The sequence below is a fragment of the Salmonella sp. 32010601201800023SM genome (genome assembly GCF_017572235.1).
Lineage (GTDB): Bacteria > Pseudomonadota > Gammaproteobacteria > Enterobacterales > Enterobacteriaceae > Salmonella > Salmonella enterica.
Map to the genome: position 1 here is coordinate 1 of NZ_JAGEQS010000004.1, position 25,782 is coordinate 25,782.

Annotated in this window: 20 protein-coding genes; 3 read left to right on the forward strand and 17 right to left on the reverse strand. The window is 52.9% G+C overall.

Annotated features, from left to right (window positions below; all coding sequences use genetic code 11):
* The 8 genes from J4617_RS13220 to napF form a co-directional block, all read right to left on the reverse strand.
* Positions 1–179, reverse strand: a 179-nt coding sequence (locus J4617_RS13220) for an ATP-binding cassette domain-containing protein (RefSeq protein ID WP_024135816.1), incomplete at its 3' end; no start/stop codon positions are given.
* Positions 180–199: 20 nt separating this feature from the next.
* A complete protein-coding gene (gene napC, locus J4617_RS13225; RefSeq protein WP_000431778.1) occupies positions 200–802 on the reverse strand; it encodes a cytochrome c-type protein NapC in 603 nt (200 codons plus the stop codon).
* Between the two features lie 9 nt (positions 803–811).
* Positions 812–1,261 carry a nitrate reductase cytochrome c-type subunit gene (gene napB / locus J4617_RS13230; protein ID WP_000835182.1) on the reverse strand — a complete coding sequence of 150 codons (450 nt, stop codon included), beginning with the start codon at positions 1,259–1,261 and terminating at the stop codon, positions 812–814.
* A gap of 115 nt (positions 1,262–1,376) precedes the next feature.
* Complete coding sequence (gene napH / locus J4617_RS13235; protein ID WP_017466148.1) at positions 1,377–2,246, reverse strand: quinol dehydrogenase ferredoxin subunit NapH; 870 nt, start codon at positions 2,244–2,246, stop codon at positions 1,377–1,379.
* The gene (gene napG, locus J4617_RS13240) at positions 2,233–2,928 is read right to left on the reverse strand and encodes a ferredoxin-type protein NapG (protein WP_000091679.1); all 696 of its coding nucleotides are present in this window, start codon (positions 2,926–2,928) and stop codon (positions 2,233–2,235) included. The genes napH and napG overlap by 14 nt, the downstream gene beginning before the upstream one ends.
* A gap of 6 nt (positions 2,929–2,934) precedes the next feature.
* Positions 2,935–5,421 carry a nitrate reductase catalytic subunit NapA gene (gene napA / locus J4617_RS13245; RefSeq protein ID WP_000778097.1) on the reverse strand — a complete coding sequence of 829 codons (2,487 nt, stop codon included), beginning with the start codon at positions 5,419–5,421 and terminating at the stop codon, positions 2,935–2,937.
* Positions 5,418–5,681 (reverse strand): chaperone NapD, encoded by a 264-nt coding sequence (gene napD / locus J4617_RS13250; protein WP_208290697.1) that lies wholly within the window; start codon positions 5,679–5,681, stop codon positions 5,418–5,420. Before napD ends, napA begins: the two co-directional genes overlap by 4 nt.
* Positions 5,671–6,162, reverse strand: a complete 492-nt coding sequence (gene napF / locus J4617_RS13255) for a ferredoxin-type protein NapF (RefSeq protein WP_017466149.1) — start codon at positions 6,160–6,162, stop codon at positions 5,671–5,673. Before napF ends, napD begins: the two co-directional genes overlap by 11 nt.
* A 413-nt stretch (positions 6,163–6,575) precedes the next feature.
* Between napF and eco the strand changes: the two genes are divergently transcribed.
* Positions 6,576–7,070, forward strand: a complete 495-nt coding sequence (eco, locus tag J4617_RS13260) for a serine protease inhibitor ecotin (protein ID WP_021000536.1) — start codon at positions 6,576–6,578, stop codon at positions 7,068–7,070.
* Positions 7,071–7,242: 172 nt separating this feature from the next.
* Here eco and J4617_RS13265 read toward each other — a convergent pair whose 3' ends face one another.
* The 5 genes from J4617_RS13265 to J4617_RS13285 all read right to left on the reverse strand — a co-directional run bounded on the left by J4617_RS13265 (position 7,243) and on the right by J4617_RS13285 (position 13,060).
* A complete protein-coding gene (locus J4617_RS13265) occupies positions 7,243–8,886 on the reverse strand; it encodes a multidrug ABC transporter permease/ATP-binding protein (RefSeq protein ID WP_000421574.1) in 1,644 nt (547 codons plus the stop codon).
* Positions 8,887–8,961: 75 nt separating this feature from the next.
* On the reverse strand, positions 8,962–9,612 hold the full coding sequence (gene alkB / locus J4617_RS13270; RefSeq protein ID WP_000884988.1) for a DNA oxidative demethylase AlkB: 651 nt from the start codon (positions 9,610–9,612) through the stop codon (positions 8,962–8,964).
* A gap of 2 nt (positions 9,613–9,614) precedes the next feature.
* On the reverse strand, positions 9,615–10,676 hold the full coding sequence (ada, locus tag J4617_RS13275; protein WP_000975970.1) for a bifunctional DNA-binding transcriptional regulator/O6-methylguanine-DNA methyltransferase Ada: 1,062 nt from the start codon (positions 10,674–10,676) through the stop codon (positions 9,615–9,617).
* Between the two features lie 80 nt (positions 10,677–10,756).
* On the reverse strand, positions 10,757–11,809 hold the full coding sequence (gene apbE, locus J4617_RS13280) for an FAD:protein FMN transferase ApbE (protein WP_017466150.1): 1,053 nt from the start codon (positions 11,807–11,809) through the stop codon (positions 10,757–10,759).
* Positions 11,810–11,923: 114 nt separating this feature from the next.
* A complete protein-coding gene (locus J4617_RS13285; protein WP_000865526.1) occupies positions 11,924–13,060 on the reverse strand; it encodes a porin OmpC in 1,137 nt (378 codons plus the stop codon).
* A 728-nt stretch (positions 13,061–13,788) separates the two neighbouring features.
* Here J4617_RS13285 and rcsD point away from each other — a divergent pair.
* Together rcsD and rcsB are read left to right on the forward strand one after the other, a co-directional pair.
* Positions 13,789–16,458, forward strand: coding sequence for a phosphotransferase RcsD (gene rcsD / locus J4617_RS13290; RefSeq protein ID WP_000083201.1), 2,670 nt, complete (start codon positions 13,789–13,791; stop codon positions 16,456–16,458).
* A 16-nt stretch (positions 16,459–16,474) separates the two neighbouring features.
* The gene (gene rcsB, locus J4617_RS13295; protein WP_001061919.1) at positions 16,475–17,125 is read left to right on the forward strand and encodes a response regulator transcription factor RcsB; all 651 of its coding nucleotides are present in this window, start codon (positions 16,475–16,477) and stop codon (positions 17,123–17,125) included.
* Positions 17,126–17,227: 102 nt separating this feature from the next.
* Here rcsB and rcsC read toward each other — a convergent pair whose 3' ends face one another.
* The 4 genes from rcsC to J4617_RS13315 form a co-directional block, all read right to left on the reverse strand.
* Positions 17,228–20,074 carry a two-component system sensor histidine kinase RcsC gene (rcsC, locus tag J4617_RS13300; protein WP_022544664.1) on the reverse strand — a complete coding sequence of 949 codons (2,847 nt, stop codon included), beginning with the start codon at positions 20,072–20,074 and terminating at the stop codon, positions 17,228–17,230.
* Between the two features lie 117 nt (positions 20,075–20,191).
* Entirely contained in the window at positions 20,192–22,828 is a 2,637-nt protein-coding gene (gene gyrA, locus J4617_RS13305; protein ID WP_001281271.1) for a DNA topoisomerase (ATP-hydrolyzing) subunit A, read from the reverse strand.
* A 409-nt stretch (positions 22,829–23,237) separates the two neighbouring features.
* Positions 23,238–24,440 carry a mandelate racemase/muconate lactonizing enzyme family protein gene (locus J4617_RS13310; RefSeq protein WP_017466117.1) on the reverse strand — a complete coding sequence of 401 codons (1,203 nt, stop codon included), beginning with the start codon at positions 24,438–24,440 and terminating at the stop codon, positions 23,238–23,240.
* A 14-nt stretch (positions 24,441–24,454) separates the two neighbouring features.
* The gene (locus tag J4617_RS13315; protein WP_000098078.1) at positions 24,455–25,780 is read right to left on the reverse strand and encodes an MFS transporter; all 1,326 of its coding nucleotides are present in this window, start codon (positions 25,778–25,780) and stop codon (positions 24,455–24,457) included.
* Between the last annotated feature and the right edge of the window lie 2 nt (positions 25,781–25,782).

Below are 25,782 nucleotides of genomic sequence, written 5' to 3' on the forward strand. Positions count from 1 at the left end.
CAGTACACCTCCCCGCCGTCCGGGCGCGCCAGCCCGGTCAGCAGGCGCAGCAGGGTGGTTTTTCCGGCGCCGTTGCCGCCGGTGACCTGCACCCACTCCCCGGCGTCCACGGTGAACGACAGCCCGCGAAACAGCGTCCTCTCGTCCCGCTCGCAGTACAGATCTCTGGCTTCAAGCATTCCCACTCATCAACGTCCTGTCAGAAACCTGGTTTAACATCACGCATATCCGGCAGTTTATGCGCGATCCCTTTGTGGCAATCGATACAGGTCTGTCCGTCTTTTACCGCCTGATCGTGCATTTTCGCCGCGACGCCTTTTTGCGCGGTCAGATCCATAAAGTCGAAATTGTGGCAGTTACGGCATTCCTGCGAGTTGTTGTCTTTCATGCGCCGCCACTCATTTTGTGCCATTGTCAGGCGATGAGCTTCAAATTTCTGCGGTGTATCTATCAGCCCAAATACCTTCGCATACAGCTCTTTACTGGCTTTGATCTTACGGATCATCTTCGGCCCCCACTCATGCGGCACATGGCAGTCAGGACAGGTGGCACGAACGCCGCTACGGTTGTTGTAGTGGACGGTTTCCATGTACTCCTCATACACCGTGTTGCGCATTTCATGGCAGCTAATACAAAACTCTTCGGTGTTAGCCTTTTCCATGCCGGTATTGAAGCCGCCCCAGAAGATGATGCCGCCGATAAAACCGATTAACAACAGCGTCCCCAACGCCAGGCGGCTGGGGCTGCGCCACCATCGCCAGACGCGCTTTATCCAGCCGGGTTTACGGTTAGAATTTTCCATAATGACCTCTTATTTCCCGTAACCTTGCGAGGGGGTAAAGGTATTGTCGATAATCGGCGCGGTATCAGACTGCGGTACGTGGCACTGCAGGCAGAAATAACGACGCGGCGCGACGTTGCCCGACACTTTACCGTCGCTGTCCATAAAGTGCGTCGGACTGATACGCGGCGCGCCCGTCGTACGATAACTTTCCACGCCGTGGCATTGCAGACAGCGGTTGGTATTGGTCGTCACCTGGTAGCCCTCGACGCTGTGCGGGATCATCGGCGGCTGGTTGACGTAATTTAGCGGCATACGCTCCTGCTCTTTCGGCATACGAATCGCCCCTTCCTGCGTCCCGGATACTTCCGGCGACTGGCTCAGATCCACTCCGTTTGCCGCCCAAACCGCACCACTTACCACCAGGGCAAGCGTGGCCATCCATTGACACAGCGCTTTCATCAGGTCATGGCTTTTCATTGTTTCGCTCCCGAACTCCATCGCATTTACACTTCATCCTTCGAGCTGCCTCTTTGTTGGCTGCGCTCCAAAATCCCAGTCACATCGTTATCTATGCTCCTGGAGATTTCCTCGCTTACCGCCGCGATGCATCCCGAATGATGTTGCGTATCGTTATTGTAAAAACATCCTCAGAACAGACATCCACGCAGCGACCGCAGGTCATGCAGTCGCGGTGAGCGACCTGCGCCGGGCTTTGCTCATCCAGCACCGGCGCACGTAGCACATGCGGTTCCGGGCAAACATGAAAACAATCCATACAGCGATTACATTTCTCACGTTTTTTGGCCGTCACGGTCACTACGCCTTTACTGCCCAGCACGCCATACAGCGCGCCCATCGGGCAAATATGCCCGCACCAACCGTGCTCAACGACTAATAAATCAAATAAAAACAAAGCAATAATCAGCAACGCGCCGCTACTAAATCCCATAATCAGACTACGACCTAACAGCGACACGGGATTAATCCATTCCCACAGCAGCGTGCCGGTCAACGCCGAACCGATTAACACCACCACCAGAAGGACGTACCGTATATGGCGTGGAATCGTCGCAGACTGGTTCAGGTCAAATTTCCTGCGCATCCAGTTAGCCAAATCGGTAACGGGGTTTAGCGGGCAAACCCAACTGCAAAATAATCGCTTTCCCGCCAGCGCATACAGCACAGCGATAATCACTGCTCCCGTCAGCGCCACGGTAGCGGGAAGATGTCCACTGGCGAGACTTTCCAGGGTAATCAGCGGATCGGTCAACGGGAGGGTATCGAACAGCAAACTACTGCTGTAGTTGCCATGCAAAACCCAAAAGCCCAGCCACGGGCCGCTGAGAAACATCCCCAGCACCATAAACTGGCTGATACGGCGTAACACCAGCCAACGGTGGCTACGCCACCAGCCTTTTTTCGCCCGCGCTTCTCGCCCGGCGTCGCGTTTACGATTTGCCATCTTTCCCCTCCAGCCAGCCGAAGCGGTAATGGTGTCCTAACTCCCCTTTCGCCAATGACAACGGCAACACTTTTATCGCTGGTTGCTCCAGTACGCAGACTTTTTCGCATTTGCCGCAGCCGGTACAGGCGTCGCTGTGTACGGTGGGCAGAAAGCGCGCATGTTTGCCGGTGCGCATGTTGCGATCCAGCTCCAGCGTGATGGCCTCATCGATTTTCGGGCATTCGCGGTAACAAACGTCGCAGCGCAGCCCCTGAAAGTTGAGGCAGTTTTCCTGATCCAGCAGCACCGCCAGCCCCATGCGCGAGTCATCAATGGAGGCGATATCTTTATTCAGCGCCCCACTGGGGCAGACTTTGGCGCACGGAATGTCTTCACACATTTCGCAGGGGATGTCGCGAGCGACGAAATAGGGCGTGCCTGCCGATAGCCCGGAGGCCAGCGTCGCCAGTTTTAGCGTGTCGTATGGACACGCCTGAACGCACTGCCCACAGCGCACACAGGCGCTGGCGAAGACATTTTCATTCAGCGCGCCAGGCGGACGCAGCCGCACGCCCGTTGCGCGCGCGGTTTGCTGTTGCAAGCCCAGCGCCACGCCAACCGCCGCCAGCCCGCCCGCAGTGCGCACAACATCACGCAGGAAGCGGCGGCGGCCATTTTGGGGTTTCGCTGTACGGGACATAACGCGTTACACCTTCGCCAGCTTAACGGCGCACTTCTTGAAGTCCGTCTCTTTAGAGAGCGGGTCCGTCGCATCCAGCGTCAGGTTGTTCACTAGCTGAGCGGCATCGAAGAACGGCATATACACCAGTCCCTGCGGCGGACGGTTACGTCCACGCGTTTCGACAATCGAAATCACTTCGCCGCGGCGGGACGACACTTTAACCTTATCCCCACGACGCAGATCGCGCGCTTTCGCATCCAGCGGGTGAATAAAGACCACCGCTTCCGGGAAGGCGCGATGCAATTCAGGCACGCGGCGCGTCATACTGCCGGTATGCCAGTGTTCCAGCACGCGACCGGTGGAAAGCCACAGATCGTACTCGTTGTCCGGCGACTCCGCCGCGGGTTCAAATGGCAGCGCGAAGATCACCGCTTTGCCATCCGGTTTACCGTAGAATTTGTACCCTTCCCCCGCTTTTACATACGGGTCGTTGCCTTCGCTGTAACGCCATTGCGTCTCTTTGCCTTCGACGACCGGCCAGCGCAGACCGCGCGCGTTGTGGTAATCGTCGAACGGCGCCAGATCGTGCCCGTGGCCACGTCCAAACCAGGCGTATTCTTCAAACAGCCCTTTTTGCAGATAGAAGCCCAGCTCACGAGACTCATCGTTTAACTGATCCTCTTTCAGCTCGCTCAGCGGGAATTTGCTGACCGCCGGCGTGGCGAACAGAACGTCATACAGCGTTTTACCGCGCAGCTCCGGCTTCTGGGCCAGCAACGCCTCCGGCCAGACCTCCTCGGTTTTAAAACGACGGGAGAACTGCACCAGTTGCCAGAGGTCGGATTTGGCTTCGCCCGGCGCTTTAATTTGCTGACGCCAGAACTGCGTGCGGCGTTCGGCGTTGCCGTAAGCGCCTTCTTTCTCAACCCACATGGCGGTCGGCAGGATCAGATCCGCAGACAGCGCGCTCACCGTCGGGTAAGGATCGGAGACAATGATAAAGTTACGCGGATCGCGCCAGCCCGGCATCCGATCTTCATTGATGTTCGGCCCGGCCTGCATATTGTTATTACACATTACCCAGTAGACGTTCAGCTTGCCGTCTTTCAACGCGCGATCCTGCGCCACCGCATGTAAACCCACTTTTGCCGGGATAGTGCCAGCGGGGATCTGCCAGTGTTTTTCGCAGATATCACGGTGTTTTTCGTTCGTCACGACCATGTCTGCGGGTAGACGGTGTGAGAAGGTTCCCACTTCACGCGCCGTACCGCAGGCGGAAGGCTGGCCGGTCAGCGAGAAAGGACCGCAGCCAGGCTGGGAGATTTTTCCGGTCAGCAGATGGAGGTTGTAAACCAGGTTATTCGCCCACACGCCGCGGGTATGCTGGTTAAAACCCATCGTCCAGTAAGAGATCACGCGCTTATTCGGATCGGCGTAGAGCTGTGCCAACTGTTCCAGTTGATCTTTCGGCACGCCGGTCATTTCAGCAGTCTTGTCCAACGTATATTCCGCCACGAAGGCTTTATACTCGTCGAAGCTCATCGGCTCGGAAGCGTCGGAGCCCGGATTCTTCGCCGCTTTTTCCAGCGGGTGCGTCGGGCGTAAGCCGTAGCCGATATCCGTCGCCCCTTTACGCAGATTCACATGCTTTGTGAAGAAATCCTGATTTACCGCGTTGTTCTGAATAATGTAATTCGCGATATAGTTAAGGATCACCAGGTCGCTTTGCGGGGTAAAGACAATACCGTTGTCCGCCAGTTCAAAGCTGCGGTGCTGGAAGGTGGAGAGGACGGCAACCTTCACGTTCGGGTCGGACAAACGGCGGTTAGTGATGCGCGACCATAAAATCGGGTGCATCTCCGCCATGTTGGAACCCCACAGCACAAACGCATCGGCCTGCTCAATATCGTCGTAGCAGCCCATCGGTTCATCCATGCCAAAGGTGCGCATAAAGCCCACCACCGCCGAGGCCATGCAGTGACGCGCGTTCGGGTCGATGTTGTTAGAGCGGAAACCAGCCTTGAACAGTTTCGCGGCGGCATAGCCTTCCCAGATGGTCCATTGACCCGATCCAAACATGCCGATCGCTTCTGGTCCTTTCTCTTTCAGGGAGGTTTTAAACTTCTCCTCCATCACATCGAAGGCCTGTTCCCAGCTCACCGGCGTAAACTCGCCGTCTTTGTGATAGCTGCCGTCTTTCATGCGCAGCATCGGCTGCGTCAGACGATCTTTACCGTACATGATTTTGGGCAGGAAGTAGCCTTTAATGCAGTTCAGACCACGGTTGACCGGCGCGTCGGGGTCGCCCTGGCAGGCGACCACACGGCCCTGCTGCGTTCCCACCAACACACCGCAACCCGTTCCGCAAAAACGGCACGGCGCTTTATCCCATTTGATGGCTTCCTGCTGCCCGACAACGGCGCGGGCGACGCCCGGCACGCTCAGACCGGCAGCCGCCGCAGCGGCCGCAACGGCGTTAGCTTTCATAAAGCTACGACGACTGAGTTTCATGGTGTTTCCTCACCTTGCTCATCCTGCTGGTGATAAACCAGCGACACCGCCAGTACGCCCTCGACATTGCGTACTGACTCAATTGTTTGCATCAGCGTTTCACTCTGATCTGCTTCCGCCACCACGATCAGTTGCCCGCTTTCAACGTCGCTAAACGCGACTTCGCAACCCGGCAACGTGTTCAACTGTGTGCCAATGGCGGCGATGTTCTGACTTTTGGCCTGCACGACCAGGCTACAGACCTGCCAGTTAGTGCGCATGGTGGTTCTCCGCTTTGATGGCTGACACGGGACAGATAGCCACACACGCCCCGCATCCGTGACAGGCCTGCGAGTCAAGCTGCGGCTGGTAAATGCCGGATAGCGTGGGACGAAAGGTAATGGCCATAGGTTCACAACTGTCCTGGCAGCGATGGCATTCAACCGATTGCCTGGCGAGGCAGTTTTCCGTGAGCGTAAAAATCAGATCCCAGGCCCTGGTGTGGCGCGGAAGAAAAAGCGATTCAGTACAGGCCTGCGCACAGGCATAACAAAAGCTGCACTCGCCCCGTTTGAAATCTACGCTCGGATATCCCCCCGCCCCTCGCTGCAGGATGTCGGCCTCACACGCCTGGATGCAGGCGTCGCAACGCAGACAATGTGCGAGAAAATAGGTTGTTTCTCTGGCCCACGGCGGAAGAATCCCATTGCTGGCGTTGCGCCAACTGCCGGTCAACATGCTTCGACGGGATAAATCAACCATGATATCGCCCTTCCATAACGACACGCTTCCATAGGGAGTGAATACCAATAAAAACCGTACAATTTATGAGTAGTTGTTTTTGTAAATAAGATATTTCAGGATGTGTAAGAGATGCATACCCCGATAGAGGTAAATGCTGTTGCCGGATCAAAAGAGTGCCAGGTAAAGACCCGTAAACGTGCTTTTTCTCACATTTCAATGAGTTATATAGATGCTTATATAACGAAAATCACCAATAGTTGATAATTTCATTTACATTATCAATATCGGAATATTCCACTATATAAAAAGACGCTATTTTATTAATAATCTTGAAAATATGAGTAAATACAGATTAATAGATAACATGAATGTGTTAATCTGTTGCCCGTGCATACCGAAAACAGCAGAAAGGAAATACTGTGAACAATCAAATGAAGATGTTTGTCCCTGCCGTCGTCTTCGCCGCCCTCGCCAGCGCCTCTGCCTGGGCTAACAATGGCGATACCGCCCAGCCGCTGGAAAAAATCGCCCCCTATCCGCAGGCGGAAAAAGGAATGAAGCGGCAAGTGATAACCCTTACCCCTCAGCAGGATGAATCTACCCTCAAAGTGGAACTGTTGATTGGTCAAACGCTGAATGTGGATTGTAACCAGCATCGTCTCGGCGGCACGCTGGAAACAAAAACGCTGGAAGGCTGGGGCTACGACTATTATGTCTTTGATAACGTCACCTCTCCGGTATCAACCATGATGGCCTGCCCTGAAGGTAAGAAAGAGCAAAAATTCGTCACCGCCTGGCTGGGTGAAGACGGGATGCTGCGCTACAACAGCAAGCTGCCGATCGTGGTGTATACCCCGGCGAATGTGGACGTGAAATACCGCATCTGGAAAGCGGACGCTAACGTACAGAACGCCGTCACGCGATAATGTTACGCTGCCCGGTCACACTTACCGGGCATCTGAACACGCCGACTCACGCAGCGCTCCGGGGTTCTTTTTAAAACACGTCTGGAAACCCGCCCGCAGCCTGGTGGCGACGCGTGGCATCTTATCAGGCCTACGGGCTGCCATCAGGCGGTTTATCCGGCGCCATAATCCATTACGCAGTACGCGCAACCGCATCACGCGAAGCGGCGTCACGTTCGTCGCCGGTGAGTTCGGTTAGCTGTCCGTTACGCATTTCAAGCAGACGATCGGCGTGAATAAAATAGTGATCATCATGGCTGATGGCGAAAATGGTTTTGCCCATTTCCTGCATTAACGGCAACAGTACCTGATAAAATTCCCGGCGGAAATGCGGGTCCTGATCGGCGGCCCACTCATCCAGCAAAATAATATCGCGCTCTTCCGCCAGCGCCAGCAGCAGCGCAATGCGCTTTTTTTGCCCTTTCGACAGTTTAAGATTCAAAATGCGCCCGTCGTTTAGCTCCAGCTTGTGCGTCATTTTCAGGTGCTCAAGCCACTTTTCGACCAGAGCGGGATTGGCGGGTTTCCCCTGCGGCCCCAGCAGGCGGTCGAATAACCACACATCGGTGAACACCGCAGAAAACAGTTTGCGATAATCTTCCGGCTGCCCGGCGGCAATAGGTTGACCGTCAAGTAAAATCGTTCCCGATTGCGGCTGGTATAAACCGGTCAATAACATGGCCAGCGTCGATTTCCCGCTACCGTTGCCGCCAATTAAAAACAGCAGTTCGCCGCGGTGAATCGTCAGGTTGATGGGCCCCACGGAAAACGCGTTATCCTGATAGTGGAAAACCACGTTGCGCAGCTCCAGCGTCTTCCAGTCGGGAAAGGCTTTCGGCTGTGGAAAATCAGGCTTATACGGGGCGAGCGCGAATTTATTCAGTTTATTAAACGCCACCTGTGCGGTCAGTAGCGTTGGCAACGCCCCCACCGCAGACAGCAGCGGCGTGCGCAGGAACAGCAACGTCAGTGAATAGGTCGCCGCGACGTTGGTATCCGCCCAGCCGAGACTATTCGCCATCCAGAAGACCAGGCCTATCGCCCCCAGCATCATGATATTCGACCAGTTGACGGCGCTCAGGTGAAAAGTATCGGCACGGATAATGTGATGACGGTACTCTTTGGCGTCCGGGATATAGCATTGCTGAAAAATCTGCTCCGCACGCTCGCGGTTTAGCGTCAGCTCTTTGCGTCCTTCCAGCACCGTCTGATAGTCGTTGTACAGCTTATCTTCGGTCTCGCGCAGGGTCGCCATATGCTGGTAAACCCGCGCCACCAGCACAAATCCGCCCCAGATAGTGACCGCCATCCAGATAGCCGTAACCAGCAGCATTTTTGTCGATAGCATCGCCAGATACGCCGCCGAGCCGACGGTGAGGATAATGCCCTGCACCAGCTCAGGCAGACGCACAAAGGCGATAGTAATATTGCGAATATCGCTGGTCAGACCGGCCAGTAAAGAGGCGCTGCCCAGTTGCTCAATGCGTTCAACGTGCGTATCCAGAATGCGCTTGATAAATTCGCTGCGCAGGCGGTAAACGAAATGGTGTCCCAGAGTGGTGAGCGCCAGTTGGGAACCTAATGTGACGACCATTAGCAACAGGAGCAGGCCGAGAAATTCCGGCAGCACCATAACGTTGGTGTCCACCGTTTCAATCAGGCGCTGATTGATAAACGCGATCAGGCCAATCCCCAGCGCCGCGCTGGCGAGGCTCAGCGCCATCACGCTAATAAATGGCCAGCGGTACTGCCGCCAGACAAGAATAAGAAGTTCCATGCTTACAACCCGGACCGATAATAACAGCCCGCAGTTTAACTAACTCCACCTGCACAGCAATAATAATTCTTATTTTTATTCTTTTTCAGCTGCCTGACGGAAGGTGAGATTGTAACGAAATTCACCGGTCATGGGATGAAAGCCCGCTTTAAGCGGCTGGATACCATGATAAAACAGCCGGGACTCGCCGCCCCAGACCACGATATCGCCATGCTCCAGTAAGATCCGCTGGATCGGGTCGCTGCGACGCAGGCCGCCAAACTGAAAAACCGCCGGCACCCCCAACGAAACTGAGATAATAGGCGCGCGCAGATCCGGCTCGTCTTTATCCTGATGCAGCGACAGTTTAGCGCCGGGCGCGTAGCGATTGATCAGGCAGGCGTCCGGTTGGAAGCTCGCATACCCTGCCGCGATTGCCGCCTGACGACATACGCTGGCAAACGATAACGGCAGCGCAGGCCAGGGTTTATCGGTCAACGGATCGCGCACGGCATAACAATAACCGTGACGATCGGTGGTCCACCCTAACGCGCCGCAGTTGGTCATCGCCACCGACATGGTGTAGCCGCCCGGCGTCACCATCTGACGAAACGGAGACTGACTGGCGACAAACCCGATATCGTCTAATAGCGACTGCGCCGCGCGAAACGCAAAGCGGCGCAACACCACCGCGCCAGGCGCCAGGGGCTCTTGCCAGGGCGCTTCATCAGCAAATAGATCCAGCATTGCTACTCCTCTTTTTGCGCTTCTCGCTTTAATAGCTGCGCTTTTCGACGCACGCCCCAACGATAACCGGAGAGTGCACCATCGCGACGCACGACCCGATGACACGGGATCACCATCGCCAGTTTATTCGCGCCGCACGCGCTGGCGACCGCGCGTACCGCCGTGGGTTTGCCGATAGTCGCGGCAAGCTGTTGATAGCTTACGGTTTCGCCGCAGGGAATTGCGCATAACGCCTGCCAGACCTGCTGTTGAAACGCGGTTCCCTGAATATCCAGCGGCAACGAGAGCAGCACATCGCGTGTGTTGATAGCCGCGACAACCTGCCGCACCCGTTGCTGAAAAGGCGCGTCAGCAGGTTCGTGGCGGGCCGCCGGGAAAAGGGTGTGTAATTCAGCCAGTAGCGCGTCGTCGCTATCACCGGGGAGAATCGCGCAAATCCCCCGCTCGCTCTCCGCCACCAGGCACCGTCCGTAAACCCAGTCCGTCAGCGCATAGCGAACGGAGACATTATCGCCGCCTTTGCGAAACTGTTTTGCCGTCATGCCCAGCGTCTGGTCGGCATGACGGTAGTAGCTACTGCTATCCGGGAAGCCGGCGCGGTAAATAGCCGCCGTGATCGGCTCTCCTTTCGCCAACGCCTCACGCAGCCGCCGGGCGCGCCACGCCTGCTGCCACCCTTTCGGCGTCATTCCGGTGCTCGCTTTAAACAGACGGTGCAGATGAAACGGGCTCATCGCCACCGCCTGCGCCAGAGACGCCAGCGTTACCGGCGTCTCCTGCTCAAGCAAACGGCAGGCGCAGGCAATCTTATCCAACCGCCGTTGCTGCGCGCGCGCATTATCCGGCTGACAGCGCTTGCAGGGGCGAAAACCGGCGTCCAGCGCCTGCTGCGCGTTGGCAAAAAAGCGAACATTTTTACGTAACGCCCGCTTCGAGCGACAAGAAGGGCGGCAAAAAACGCCGGTGGTTCGCACCGCAAAAACGAAACGCCCATCCGCGCTGGCATCGCGCGCCTGCACCCGCAGCCAGCATTCATCATCGGTAAGTAACGCTTTTTTCATCATAGACTCCTTCATTAAGCATAGTGCTTGCTTACATGCAGTGTGTCCGTAAATCCGCCCACAAAAACCCGTAATCTTGCGTTTTAATTCTTATCGCTCACCAGGAACGTTTTGAACTGCGGCGACATCCAGGTTTTAAAGCCTTCACCTTCTTTCATGATCATAAATACCGCCAGCCCTTCCCTCCGCACGACCTCTTGCGCCTTTTGCGTACCAAGCACCATCAGGCCGGTGTCCCAGCCGTCCGCTTCCAGCGCCGTTGGCGCGATGACCGTAACCGATACCAGATTGTGTTCAATGGGGCGCCCCGTTTGCGGATCGATAACGTGCGAGACACGCTTGCCATCCAGCTCGTAATAGTTACGGTAGCTGCCGGAGGTGCTGATGCCATGCCCGTTGATATCCACAATCGCCTGCACTGCGTTTTCCCGGTCGGTCGGCTTCTGAATCGCGACGCGCCACGGCTGCCCCTGCGCATTCATCCCGCGACTGCTTAATGCGCCGCCCACCGAGACCAGATAACGCGCAATGCCCTCCTGCTCCATCAGACGCGCCAGATGATCCGCCGCATAGCCCTCCCCGACCGTGGAGAGATCAACATAAAGATCCGGCAGATCTTTTTGCAAAAACTGATGTCCAGCCCTGTCGATAACCTGCAAATGTTGCAGGCCTGTTTTCGCTTTTGCCGCATCGATTTGTGCTGGTGTTGGGATATGCAGCGGCTGCCGATCCGGCCCAAACCCCCACAGATTGACCAGCGGGCCCACGGTGATATCCATCGCGCCATCCGTCTTCGCGCCAATACGCAGCGCCGAGGTCACGATATCCGCCATGGCTTCGCTGACCGGCCAGGGCGCAAGACTGCGTGAATGGTTAAAACGCATCAACGCGGAGTCATTTTTATAGGTAGAAAGCAACCAATCATCAGCATCAAGCTGAGTCTGGATTTTAGTCTGTAACTCTGCGGCGCGTTTCGCATCGATACCAACCACGCTCACCCGCCAGAGAGTCCCCATCGTTTTACCTTCCAGCACCTGAGCGGCAGGTGACGCTGTTGTCGTTTCGGGAGCCTCATCGCAGCCCATAAGTAAAAAAGCCGCCGCCAGACACACGGCCCGGCCAAAAGTCATTTTCATCGCTGTTTATCCTCATTCGAATGGACGCAAGCGTATATCAAAACGTCGTATTTGTACGCCGGAATAAGGCATGAAAAAAGGGCCCGCAGGCCCTTTAGCAACATCTTTTGCTGATTAGAACTGGTAAACCAGACCCAGCGCTACGATGTCGTCGGTGTTGATGCCCGCATCGCGGGTAAAGTCGTTTTTATCCAGCAGGTTGATTTTGTAATCAACATAGGTGGACATGTTTTTGTTGAAGTAGTAAGTCGCGCCGACATCAACATATTTTACGATGTCCTGGTCGCCATAGCTGGCGCCGTAGCCGTTGCTGATGTCCTTACCTTTAGACTGCAGGTAAGCCACAGACGGACGCAGACCAAAGTCGAACTGGTACTGAGCAACCACTTCAAAGTTCTGCGCTTTGTTGGCAAAACCGTAAGAGGTGGACGGGTTGCTACCGTTAGAGGTACCAAAACGGGTTGCGTTATAGGTCTGAGAATACTGCGCTGCCAGATAGATGTTGTTCGCATCGTATTTCAGGCCGCCGGTGTAAACCGTGGCGCGATCGCCGTTACCATACAGGCGAGCGTTAGCGGTGTTATTCTGATCGGCAGTACGTTTAGACGTGGTGATAGCGCCACCGACAGAGAAGCCTTCGCCGATTGCATAGGTCAGCGATCCGCCGTAACCGTCACCGTTCTGGTTCAGCAGGCTGCGACCGTTAGTGTTTTCACCGCTCACGCTGCCGTTTTTGCCCTGATACTGCAACGCGAAGTCCAGACCATCCACCAGGCCGAAGAAGTCGGTGTTACGGTAGGTGGCATAGCCGTTACCACGCTGCTGCATAAAGTTGTCAGCGCCGTAGGTGTCGCCGCCGAACTCCGGCAGAACGTCGGTCCAGGAGGTCACGTCATAGGTTACGCCGTAGTTACGACCATAATCGAAGGAACCTGCGTCAGCGAATTTCAGACCCGCAAACGCCACACGCGTCCAGGAGTCGTTGCTGCCTTCAGTCTGGTTGCCCTGAATCTGATATTCCCACTGGCCATAACCGGTCAGCTGATCGTTAACCTGCGTTTCGCCTTTGAAGCCGATACGCATGTAGGTCTGGTCACCGTCGCTGCCTTTGTCGTCAGAGAAGTAGTGCAGGCCATCAACTTTACCAAACAGGTCTAATTTGTTGCCGTCTTTATTATAAATTTCAGCCGCATTCGCTGCGCCCGCCACCAGCAGAGCTGGTACCAGGAGGGACAGTACTTTAACTTTCATGTTATTAACCCTCTGTTATATGCCTTTATTGCTTTTTTATGCCACTGCTTACTGGTTAACCCTCATTAACCAGTCGGCAAGTCCATTCTCCGCAAAAATACAGAATAATCCAACACGAATATGATACTAAAACTTTTAAGATGTTACAGTTATCTACATAGATGTTTCAAAATATGAATTTTACGGAACTTTTTTAAAGCAAAAATCAAGTAAAAATAAGCACAAATAGACAAAATATATTCACGAGACTTTTAAAATCAATGGGTTAAATTGATGAAATTCATAGCACTGAATGATAAAACAGAATCTTCATTCGCAACTAAAATAGTGACCGCTATCATCATTAACTTTATTTATTACCGTCATTCACTTCTGAATGTCTGTTTACCCCTATTTCAACCGGATGCTTCGCATTCGGTTTTTTTTACCCTTTTTCAGGCACACCCGGCTGATTTATGCTACCTGCCTAAAACTATCACGGTTATTCACTACACTCCCCTGCTCGACCGTTCGTAAGACATTAGCAAATAATTTCTTGATATTTAGTGCTAAACATTTATAAGTAGTCTTTATATTTGTACCGTTCTGCGAAGGTTGTACGCTTTTCCCGTCCCGCCGACGGAGCGCGTGTTAAGTTGCCCGGCATGACGTAAGAGTCTGGAAATTCATTCATTACCCTTTATACTGCCCTTCACCTTCAGCGTTGCTTTTACAGGTCGTAAACATAAATGAGTCAGTCTGACACAACGGTCTCTACCCGATTCTCCCTTCTACCGGGAAGCATTACCCGTTTCTTCTTATTGCTGATCATTGTGCTGCTGGTAACGATGGGCGTTATGGTACAGAGCGCCGTCAACGCCTGGTTGAAAGACAAAAGCTATCAAATTGTCGATATCACCCACGCTATTCATAAACGCGTGGATACCTGGCGGTATGTTACCTGGCAAATTTATGACAACATCGCCGCGACCACTACGCCATCGACAGGTGAAGGACTTCAGGAAACGCGTCTGAAGCAGGATGTGTATTATCTTGAAAAGCCGCGACGTAAAACTGAAGCGCTGATTTTCGGTTCCCATGACAGCGCCACGCTGGAAATGACGCAGCGTATGTCAACCTATCTGGATACGCTGTGGGGCGCGGAAAACGTGCCGTGGTCAATGTATTACCTCAACGGACAGGATAACAGCCTGATTCTTATCTCTACCCTACCGTTGAAAGATCTCTCTTCCGGCTTTAAAGAGTCCACTATTGGCAATATCGTCGATTCCCGCCGGGCAGAGATGTTGCAGCAGGCGAATGCGCTGGATGAGCGCGAAAGTTTCTCCTCATTGCGAAAACTGGCCTGGCAAAACGGTCACTATTTTACGCTGCGCACGACCTTCAATCAGCCAGGACATCTGGCGACCGTAGTGGCGTTTGATCTGCCCATTAATGATTTAATCCCGCCGGGAATGCCGCTGGACAGTTTTCGGATAGAGCCTGACGCAACCCAGGCGACGGGGCGAAGCAGTGAAAAGGAAGCGCCAGATAGCGTCACGATTAGCTTTAACGGTTCAAAAATTGAGATCTCCTCAGCGCTTAACTCTACCGGAATGCGCCTGATCTGGCAGGTACCGTTCGGTACGCTTTTGCTTGATACGTTGCAAAATATTTTGCTGCCTTTACTGCTGAACATCGGGCTGCTGGCGTTGGCGTTATTTGGCTACGCCACGTTCCGTCATCAGCCGGGACGGTCGACGGAATCGACATCCGGCAACGCGGCGAATAATGAGCTTCGCGTCTTACGCGCCATTAATGAAGAGATCGTTTCTCTGCTGCCGCTGGGTCTGCTGGTCTACGATCAGGAAGGCAACCGCACCGTGATCAGCAATAAAATCGCCGATCATCTGTTGCCGCATCTTAACCTGCAAAATATTACCAGCATGGCGGAACAGCATCAGGGCGTGATTCAGGCGACAATTAACAACGAACTGTATGAGATCCGTCTGTTTCGCAGCCAGATCGCCCCCCGCACGCAGATCTTTATTATTCGCGATCAGGACCGGGAAGTGCTGGTGAATAAGAAGCTTAAACAGGCGCAGCGTTTGTATGAGAAGAATCAGCAGGGCCGCGCCGCCTTTATGCAAAATATCAGCAACACGCTTAAAGAGCCCGTACGCCAACTGGCGGTTAACGCCGCGGCAGTCACCACGCCGGAAAGCCTGAAACTGGCGGATCAGGCGGATGTATTGGTACGTATGATCGATGAAATCCAACTGGCGAATATGCTGGAAAATGACGCATGGAAAAGCGAAGCAACGCTGTTCTCCCTGCAGGATCTTATTGACGAAGTCGTGCCGGAAGTGCTGCCCGCCATTAAGCGTAAAGGGCTGCAACTGCTGATTAATAACCATCTTAGCGGCAACGATGAACGCTGGGGCGATCGCGACGCCCTGCGTCGGATTTTGCTGCTGTTGATTCAGTATGCCGTCACAACGACCGCTATGGGTAAAATTACGCTTGAAGTCGAGCAGGATGAATCTATCGCGGAGCGTCTGACTTTCCGTATTCTGGATACGGGCGAAGGCGTAACGTTAAACGAGATTGATAATCTGCATTTCCCGTATATGAATGAAACGCAGGGCGATCGTTACGGCAAAGCGAATCCGCTCACCTTCTGGCTGTGCAATCAACTGGCGCGCAAACTGGGCGGTCATCTCAACATTAAAGCGCGAGAAACGCTGGGCACGCGCTATACCGTTCATGTCAAAATGCTTCCTCACGATCAGCATACTCAGGTCGAAGAGCGCCTGCTGGACGACGTGAGCGTGATGGTCGATGTGACGTCCAACGAGGTTCGCGCGATTGTGCTGCGTCAGTTAGAAAACTGGGGCGCTACCTGCATCACGCCGGATGAAAGGCAGATAAGTCAAGAATATGATCTCTTTTTAACGGATAATCCGTCTAATCTTACTGCCTCGGGCTTGCTTTTAAGCGATGATGAGTCAGGCGTGCGGAAAATTGGCCCGGGTCAGTTGCGCGTCAACTTTAATATGAGCAATGCTATGCAGGAAGCTGTACTACAACTTATCGAAGAGCAGCTGGCGCAGGAAGAGATTCCCGCCTCCCCGCTCGGCGGAGATGAAAATGCCGAGCTTCATGCCAGCGGCTATTATGCGCTATTTGTAGACACAGTACCGGATGATGTTAAGAGGTTGTATACTGAGGCGGCAACCAGCGATTTCGCTGCGCTGGCCCAAACGGCTCACCGCCTGAAAGGGGTGTTTGCCATGCTTAATCTGGTACCCGGCAAGCAGTTATGTGAAACGCTGGAACATCTGATTCGTGAGAAAGATGCTCCAGGTATAGAAAAATATATCAGCGACATTGACGCCTACGTCAAAAGCTTGCTGTAGCAAGGTAGCCCAATACATGAACAATATGAACGTAATTATTGCCGATGACCACCCGATTGTACTGTTCGGTATTCGCAAATCACTTGAACAAATCGAGTGGGTGAATGTTGTTGGCGAATTTGAAGATTCCACAGCATTGATCAACAACCTGCCGAAATTAGATGCGCATGTGTTGATCACTGACCTCTCCATGCCGGGAGATAAATACGGCGATGGGATCACCTTGATCAAGTACATCAAGCGTCATTTTCCGAGCCTGTCTATTATCGTTCTGACCATGAACAACAATCCGGCGATCCTGAGCGCCGTGTTGGATCTTGATATTGAAGGGATCGTACTCAAACAGGGTGCGCCAACCGATCTGCCTAAGGCGCTGGCCGCGCTGCAAAAAGGCAAAAAATTCACCCCAGAAAGCGTTTCTCGTCTGCTGGAGAAAATCAGCGCAGGCGGTTACGGCGATAAGCGCCTGTCGCCAAAAGAGAGCGAAGTATTACGCCTGTTCGCCGAGGGTTTCCTGGTCACCGAAATCGCCAAGAAGCTCAACCGCAGCATTAAGACCATCAGCAGCCAGAAGAAATCGGCGATGATGAAACTGGGCGTAGAGAATGATATCGCGCTGCTCAACTATCTCTCTTCCGTCACCCTGAGTCCGACAGACAAAGAATAAATCGCTTTTACGTTACCCAGCCTGATGGCGCTACGCTTATCAGGCCTACCAGTCGACTCATCTTTTGCAAGCCGGACAGGCGACGCCGCCATCCGGCATTTTTTATGCCCGCGTTTTACGTACTCGTTCGGCATACACCGCCAGCGTCTGTTTCAACACATCCAGCGTCACAGGCTTCGACAAACAGCTGTCCATACCGGACTCCAGGCAACGTTGTTTCTCTTCCGCCAGCGCGTTCGCCGTCACGCCGACGACAGGCAGCGTTAGCCCAAGCTGACGGATACGCTGCGTCAGGCGATAGCCGTCCATGTTCGGCATGTTCACATCGCTCAGAACAATATCGATAGCATTTTTACTCAGCACATTCAGAGCGTCCACGCCATCATTGGCTGTCTTACACTGATACCCCAGCGATCCCAATTGATCGGCCAGCAGACGGCGATTGATCGGATGATCGTCAACGACCAGAATCATCATGTCGTCATTTGAATCTGCGGTTTTATCCGTCGTCGGCAATGCGCTGGAAAGCGCTTCACTATCCAGCTCAATACTATAGATACGCGCCAACAGTGCGGGCAACTCATGCACCGACGCCACACTATGCACCCACTCGCCCGGCGCTCTTTCCAACGGAATCCCGATATGACGGCGGCAAAAGACGACCGCAGCCCTCCCCTGCCAGGTATGCTCCAGCGCGTCATCGACAATTAAAATATCGTCCGCGGCGGGTTCTTGCCCTTCATAACGCTGCGTATGAACGCCGCTACGCGCCAGACTGGTCTCAATAAACTGGCACAAAGAAGTATTGCGCACCGCCAGCCAACAGCAGGTTCCGGCGAGTCCTTCCACGCTCTTTTTCACAGGGTATTGCGCGCCATAAAGCGGGATGCGCAGCGTAAACTGGCTTCCCATGCCCGGCTCCGAATCGACGGAAATATCGCCGTCCATCATGCTGATCAATTTTTCGCAAATCGCCAGCCCCAGACCGGTCCCCTGAAAGTTACGCTGTACGCCGGTTCCTACCTGGAAGAAGGGATCGAACAGGCGAACCACCTCTTTTGCCGGAATACCAACGCCGGTATCCCGCACGCGAATGCTGAGATAATCCCCATCACAGCGCACATGCAGCACGATGCAGCCAATATCGGTAAACTTAATGGCGTTGCTCAACAGGTTTGAAATGACCTGCTGTAAACGCATCGGGTCGCCGTTCAGCGATACCGGCACGTCAGGCTCAATAAAACAATACAGGCCGAGCTGCTTACGCACCACCAGCGGCAGATAATTGGCGGTGATATGGTTCATCACCTCTCGCGGTGAAAATTCGCGCGGCTCAATCTTTAGCTGTTCCGACTCAATTTTCGAGAAGTCGAGAATGTCGCTGATAATTTTCAGCAACAGACTGGAGGAATTATTCATCGCCGTGACCAGACGATCCACGCCTTTTGGCAGCTCTTTGGTTTGCAGCAGATCGAGATTGCCAATGATACCGTACAGCGGTGTGCGCAATTCATGGCTGACCGTTGCAAGGAACATGGATTTAGACTGGCTTGCCTGCTCCGCCGCCTGCGCCATCTCTTGCAGCGACTCTTCCATTTTGACGCGCGTACTCACATCTACCAACACGCAAATCGCGACGTTTTCATTACGATAGCGGGAATGGACGAAGCTAATTTGCAAATTGGTATTATTGCTGGTCAATACATCAACAAAGTTGACCTGCTGGCCGCAAATAATTTGCGTCAGGCGCTGTCTGTCTTCATGCGTGAGCATGTTCAGGTAGGTGTGCGCCAGTTCGTTACTCAGAATATTGACACCATCAATAGTGCGCAGAATACAGATCCCCACCGGCGCGGAGGCGACGATTTTACGGTTGAACTGTTCATGCTCTTCCAGACGCTGGGCATCGCTCTCCGCCGGAATGAAAATTCGCCGCTCATACATCCGCGCAAGCGTAAACAGCCCTGCACCCACCAGCACGTTCAGCAGGATAGCGTTCAGGATAAGAATACGAATACGCTCCAGGACTAAATCTACAGGCACAGAATAGACAATACTGAGCGAGGATGGCGGCAGGCTTTTTTTGAGTACCAGTTCGCGAAAACCTGGCGTATAACCAAACCAGGAACGCTCCTGCATCCAGCGCGGCTCCGCTTTAATATTGCCATCAGGACCGGTCAACGAAATCAGCGAATGGCCGTTCTCATCAATAATGGTGACGCCCATCGGCAAACTGCCCGGCGTGAAAAAATTTTCCATGCGGATGGGCTGCTCGACGCCCAGCAGCGCTTGCAGACGGTTGGCCAGATACACCGGCGTCAGCGCATAAAAGTAGCCCACGCCCTGACGCGCGCCCTGGCTTATCCAGAAAAGGTTATTCCCACTTTCTTCCTGCGGCGCGTTGCGGTATTTCATAATCCGCTCATGTAACGCTTTTAACGCATCATCGCGCTCCACGGGCATTTCACGCAGGCCGAAATTCGCCATACAGAGGTTATCGCTGCCAATCAGGAAAACGCGGTTAAGATCATACGCCGCTGAAAAGTTGTCGCGCCAGTAACGCATAAACCATGCCAGCGACTCCAGCGATCCGCGCCAGGCGGAGCCCATCGCCGCACAGTCTGAGTCGGCAAATAGCGGTTCAAAGTCCGGCACCACCATTTTGTCATCACGCGCACGCGACGACATGACGCCGTTTTCCGCCGTTAAACGGTTCTCGGCGATATATTTGAGCTCTTTCATCACGTCCGACGTGCGCTGGATAAAACGCTGCGCCTGATCGGAGCTAAGGTTGAACTCCTGACGAATTTCAGACTCCCGCTGGTGCAGGGCATTGACGATGTAAAACACCGAAACAAAGGCGATTAAGAGCCAAATGAGTAACGCTAACGCTCTGAATAAGTAGCGCGAGACTTTCAGCGTAGTTCGAAAGGAAGCAAGGTATTTCAAAGGGGCGAAGCTCCGCCTCAGGATGTAAATAGAGTGTGACTAAGGTAGCGGTAAATGACGTAGCCCGCAACGGCAAAGAAAAAGGGCCGGATATCCGGCCCTCGCACAGCAATAACATTACTCGTCAGCGTCATCCGCAACGTCGTCATCGCTTTCCGCTTCCGGGGCGATATCCTCATCGCCTTCCGCCACGCTGCCGTCGATAGCGTCGAGTTCTTCGTCATCTACCGGTTCAGCAACGCGTTGCAGACCCACCACGTTTTCATCTTCCGCCGTGCGGATAAGGATAACGCCTTGGGTATTACGTCCCACTACGCTGATCTCGGACACACGGGTACGCACCAGAGTACCGGCATCCGTGATCATCATGATCTGGTCGCAATCGTCTACCTGTACCGCACCGACAACGGAACCGTTGCGCTCGGTCACTTTGATAGAGATAACGCCCTGCGTCGCACGAGACTTGGTCGGGTACTCGTCCGCTGCGGTACGCTTCCCGTAGCCGTTTTGCGTTACGGTCAGAATAGCGCCTTCGCCGCGTGGGATGATCAGAGAAACTACTTTATCGTCTCCCGCCAGCTTAATACCGCGCACACCGGTCGCGGTACGCCCCATCGCACGGACGGCGTCTTCTTTGAAGCGCACCACTTTACCCGCGGCCGAGAACAGCATGACTTCGTCAGAACCAGAAGTCAGGTCAACGCCAATCAGCTCGTCGCCGTCGTTGAGGTTCACCGCGATAATACCGGCGGAACGCGGACGGCTGAATTCGGTCAGCGCCGTTTTCTTCACGGTACCGCTGGCGGTCGCCATAAAGACGTTGACGCCTTCTTCATACTCACGAACCGGCAGAATCGCGGTGATACGTTCGTTGGCTTCCAGCGGCAGCAGGTTGACGATCGGACGACCGCGCGCGCCGCGGCTGGCTTCCGGCAGCTGATAGACCTTCATCCAGTACAGACGGCCCCGGCTGGAGAAGCAGAGGATGGTGTCATGGGTGTTAGCCACCAGCAGGCGGTCGATAAAGTCTTCTTCTTTAATACGCGCGGCAGATTTACCTTTCCCACCACGACGTTGCGCTTCGTAATCCGTCAGCGGTTGGTATTTGACGTAACCCTGGTGAGACAGCGTCACGACAACATCTTCCTGGCTAATCAGATCTTCGATATTAATATCGGCGCTGTTGGCGGTGATTTCGGTACGACGCTCATCGCCGAACTGATCGCGAATTAACTCCATCTCTTCGCGGATCACTTCCATCAGGCGATCGGCGCTGCCCAGAATGTGCAGCAGTTCAGCGATCTGCTCCAGCAACTCTTTGTATTCGTCGAGCAGTTTTTCATGCTCCAGGCCGGTCAGTTTCTGCAAACGCAGATCCAGAATCGCCTGCGCCTGCTGTTCAGTCAGGTAGTACTGACCGTCACGCACGCCAAATTCTGGCTCCAGCCATTCCGGACGCGCAGCGTCATCACCAGCGCGCTCCAGCATCGCAGCAACGTTGCCCAGATCCCACGGACGCGAAATCAGCGCCGCTTTCGCTTCCGCCGGCGTCGGCGCGCGGCGAATCAGTTCGATAATCGGGTCGATGTTAGCCAGCGCAATCGCCAGAGCTTCAAGGATATGCGCACGGTCACGGGCTTTACGCAGTTCAAAAATAGTCCGACGCGTCACCACTTCACGGCGGTGGCGCACGAACGCTGAAATGATATCTTTCAGGTTCATGATCTTCGGCTGGCCGTGATGCAGCGCCACCATGTTAATACCGAAGGAAACCTGTAGCTGGGTCTGGGAGTAGAGATTATTAAGCACCACCTCGCCCACCGCATCGCGTTTTACTTCAATCACGATGCGCATCCCGTCTTTGTCGGATTCGTCACGCAGCGCGCTGATGCCTTCCACGCGTTTATCTTTCACCAGCTCGGCGATTTTCTCGATCAGGCGCGCTTTGTTCACCTGATAGGGAATTTCATGGACAATGATGGTTTCACGGCCCGTTTTCGCGTCAGCTTCAACTTCCGCGCGGGCGCGAATGTACACTTTTCCACGACCGGTACGGTAGGCTTCTTCGATACCACGACGACCGTTGATGATCGCGGCGGTCGGGAAGTCCGGACCCGGAATATGTTCCATCAGCCCTTCAATGCTGATGTCTTCGTTGTCGATATACGCCAGGCAGCCGTTAATCACTTCCGTCAGGTTGTGCGGCGGGATATTCGTCGCCATACCTACTGCGATACCGGAAGAACCGTTCACCAGCAGATTCGGAATTTTGGTCGGCATGACGTCCGGAATTTTTTCCGTACCGTCATAGTTATCCACGAAATCCACCGTCTCTTTTTCGAGATCGGCCATCAGTTCGTGGGCGATTTTCGCCAGACGGATCTCCGTATAACGCATTGCCGCCGCGGAGTCGCCGTCAATAGAACCGAAGTTACCCTGACCATCCACCAGCATGTAACGCAGCGAGAATGGCTGCGCCATACGAACGATGGTGTCATACACTGCGGAATCGCCGTGGGGATGGTATTTACCGATTACGTCACCAACGACACGGGCAGATTTTTTATAGGCTTTGTTCCAGTCATTGCCCAATACGTTCATGGCGTAAAGTACGCGACGGTGTACCGGCTTCAGGCCATCTCGGACATCCGGCAGCGCACGGCCAACAATGACCGACATCGCATAATCCAGATAGGAGCTCTTCAGCTCTTCCTCAATGTTGACCGGTGTAATTTCTCTCGCAAGGTCGCTCATCTAACCGCTATCCCTCTACTGTATCCCGGATTCAAAGGTCGCAAATTATAACACATTCGCCCACGTACTGGTAAACGGAATGCAGCCAGACAATGCTTTATTCGGGTGCCGCATGCTCTCTTCATTTATAAGCGTGGTCTCGGCGTTTATCGGCGATCGGTTTCAGAGGCGACACAGGGGAGATCGGGGTCTGGCCAGGAAGAGGCTGGAAAATCAATACCTCCCGCGTATACCCGTCATACTTCAAGTTTCATGTGCGTTGGCGGCAAGTTACTCGGCCCATCCCTGGGCCTCGCCCCGTCGGGGTTAGCGCAAGCGCTGTTCAAGACGGTTAACCATTTTATCCTGCAACTCGAATTATTTAGGGGATATGCCGGGAGGCATAAACCATAATCAGTATCACCAGATGCTATTTAATCACATAGGCCAGATATTCTTTCACTACCTCATCGTTTAATTCCTGACCCAATCCGGGCTGTTCCGGCGCGACATAATAGCCATTTTCCGGTTGATAATCGTGGGTACAAAGTTCCCGAATAGATGCTTTCATCGCATTGGTATGATGCTCATGAATAATAAAGTTGGGAATTGCTGTTTCCATATGCAGCGCGGCTACCGTGGAAACAGGACCGCCGCAAACATGCACCTGTACAGTGGTGTCATAAATATTAGCATAGTCACAGATTTTCTTTCCTTCGGTAATTCCGCCGCAGAGACACAAATCAGGTTGCGCTACGGCAATAGACTGCTTCTCCAGTAATTCCCTGTATCCCCATCTTGTGTAGGAACGCTCGCCAGTGGCGATTGGAATCGTTGTTGAACGGGAAACTTTCTGCATATTATCAGAATTTAATGGATGAATCGGTTCTTCATAAAGAAAGATACGATACTTTTCTATCGCCTTCGCAAATTGAATAGCTGAGTTTGTACCGAGAAGAGAATGGATTTCCACGATAATATCAGCATCATCCCCCATTGCTTCACGCATAGCGGCAATTCGCGCTTCCCCCATTTTTAATTGATCGGCCAGTAACAATCCTGAATAGTTACGATTTTTATTCTGAAAAACACAGTCATCGCCATTACGATCGATTTCGAGTGGATCCACTTTAATCGCATCATATCCATCGTCAAGAGCCGCACGCGCCGCCTCAGCATATTCCTCAGGTGTCACTAATATCTGGCGTTTATCCCCCCAACCAAATTGTAACTGACTAGCATAGGTTCTTAATTTTCCATTAGTTTTCCCGCCAAGGAGCTGATAAACAGGTACACCTAAATATTTACCTTTGATATCCCAAAGAGCAATATCAATAGCGCTCATTCCGGCATAAAAAACGTTTCCGCCCCCCATCCCCCAAAAAGTCTTTCTGAAAAAGAACTCCCAAATTTTTTCGATATTTAATGGATCTTCACCCACAACCAATGGCGCCAGATCTCTGATGATCCCTACGCCAGCTTTAGCGCCTGCGCCATAGGCCAGTCCTACTTCGCCAATACCACTTAATCCTGAGTCGGTATTCACCCGGATAAGTACTGGATTATAGGAGGACATCGTTTGATCTCTTTTTTTTAATTCACAGTCAAAAACTTCAATAGACGTAATTTTCATAATTTCTCCATTTATCAGGTTCGTGATACAACATTTGTTTGTTGGCTTTTTTCTTTTTTCACATCAATTTTCATTAACGCCAAAACGGCTACCGCAGCGAAGCAAAGTATTGCCTCTACAATAAATATTCCTGTCGCACCATAATGAGTAGAAACGAATCCCAGTGATTTATTAATCAGGAATCCGCCAAGACTTGAACATGAGTTAATAAACGCAATGCTGATAGCCAACCCTGACGGCGACAATAATGCAGAAGGCAGCGCCCAGTAAGGTCCGTAATAGCTGAGGATCCCAACACCATAGAACGTTAGCCCCAGCATTCTCAGCGACATTGAGGGGACAAGAGCAATCATCAGAAAACCACAGCCTGCCAGAAACATGGGTAATGCAGCATGCCATTTTCGTTCATTCTTTTTATCGGAATGCCAGCCCCACCAGGGCATGCTGAACATAGCGAAAATAAACGGAATACTCATGATTAAACCAACGTCAGTATCCGTAAAATCAGCTGAAAATCCCTTCACCAACCCCGGCAACCAGTAGTTTGCCGCCAGAGCAGCCGCCTGAATCAACATGTAGGCGAAAGAAAGCTGAAGCAAAACTGGATTTTTGATTACGGAAAGAAAGGATGAGTTGGTATTTTTATTTAATGCAGCTGCGGTTTCATTGTCAGTACGTAATTTATTAACTAAGGCCGATATCTGCTGTGGCGTAAGCCATTTAGCCTTTTCTGGACTGTCAGGCAGTAAATAAAATGTCAGGATGCCAAGGAATACGGTAGGGATACCTTCAATAGCAAAAAGCCAGCGCCAGCCTTCATAATCCGGGGTATTCAAATGCTCGATGATCCAACCAGACATCGGTGCAGCCAATACCGATGCAACAGCAATAGATAACATGAAGAAACTATTGACTTTTCCGCGTTCACGAGCCGGGAACCAGCATGCAAGATAATAAACCATGCCCGGGAAAAAGCCAGCTTCAAATACCCCCAAAAAAATGCGAGCCAGCAAAATATGTTGAGTATCTTTAGCAAAAAAAATCAGCCCTGTTACCGCTCCCCAGCCGATAATAATGGAACTAATCCATTTTCTTGCGCCAAGCTTTTGCAAGCCAATGCTACTCGGAATTTGAAAGATTAAATATGATATGAAGAATATAGAAGAAATATTAGCAAAATCCTCAGGCGTAATACCGAGAGATTCATTCATGCGTAATGCAGCAAACCCAATATTGACACGATCCATATAGTTAAAAAAGTAAAGAATAAAGGCCAAAGGAATGATTTTCCTTTTTACAATACGAATTGCATCGTATAAATTTTCTTGTGGACTACTCATTT

Coding starts and splice junctions, on each gene's coding strand:
- rcsB (WP_001061919.1), top strand. CDS start 16,475: ATGAACAATATGAACGTAATTATTGCCGATGACCACCCGATTGTACTG.
- rcsD (WP_000083201.1), top strand. CDS start 13,789: ATGAGTCAGTCTGACACAACGGTCTCTACCCGATTCTCCCTTCTACCG.
- J4617_RS13285 (WP_000865526.1), bottom strand. CDS start 13,060: ATGAAAGTTAAAGTACTGTCCCTCCTGGTACCAGCTCTGCTGGTGGCG.
- gyrA (WP_001281271.1), bottom strand. CDS start 22,828: ATGAGCGACCTTGCGAGAGAAATTACACCGGTCAACATTGAGGAAGAG.
- napD (WP_208290697.1), bottom strand. CDS start 5,681: ATGCGCACTAACTGGCAGGTCTGTAGCCTGGTCGTGCAGGCCAAAAGT.
- napB (WP_000835182.1), bottom strand. CDS start 1,261: ATGAAAAGCCATGACCTGATGAAAGCGCTGTGTCAATGGATGGCCACG.
- ada (WP_000975970.1), bottom strand. CDS start 10,676: ATGATGAAAAAAGCGTTACTTACCGATGATGAATGCTGGCTGCGGGTG.
- apbE (WP_017466150.1), bottom strand. CDS start 11,809: ATGAAAATGACTTTTGGCCGGGCCGTGTGTCTGGCGGCGGCTTTTTTA.
- J4617_RS13265 (WP_000421574.1), bottom strand. CDS start 8,886: ATGGAACTTCTTATTCTTGTCTGGCGGCAGTACCGCTGGCCATTTATT.
- eco (WP_021000536.1), top strand. CDS start 6,576: ATGAAGATGTTTGTCCCTGCCGTCGTCTTCGCCGCCCTCGCCAGCGCC.
- napA (WP_000778097.1), bottom strand. CDS start 5,421: ATGAAACTCAGTCGTCGTAGCTTTATGAAAGCTAACGCCGTTGCGGCC.
- napF (WP_017466149.1), bottom strand. CDS start 6,162: ATGGTTGATTTATCCCGTCGAAGCATGTTGACCGGCAGTTGGCGCAAC.
- napC (WP_000431778.1), bottom strand. CDS start 802: ATGGAAAATTCTAACCGTAAACCCGGCTGGATAAAGCGCGTCTGGCGA.
- alkB (WP_000884988.1), bottom strand. CDS start 9,612: ATGCTGGATCTATTTGCTGATGAAGCGCCCTGGCAAGAGCCCCTGGCG.
- J4617_RS13315 (WP_000098078.1), bottom strand. CDS start 25,780: ATGAGTAGTCCACAAGAAAATTTATACGATGCAATTCGTATTGTAAAA.
- J4617_RS13310 (WP_017466117.1), bottom strand. CDS start 24,440: ATGAAAATTACGTCTATTGAAGTTTTTGACTGTGAATTAAAAAAAAGA.
- napG (WP_000091679.1), bottom strand. CDS start 2,928: ATGTCCCGTACAGCGAAACCCCAAAATGGCCGCCGCCGCTTCCTGCGT.
- napH (WP_017466148.1), bottom strand. CDS start 2,246: ATGGCAAATCGTAAACGCGACGCCGGGCGAGAAGCGCGGGCGAAAAAA.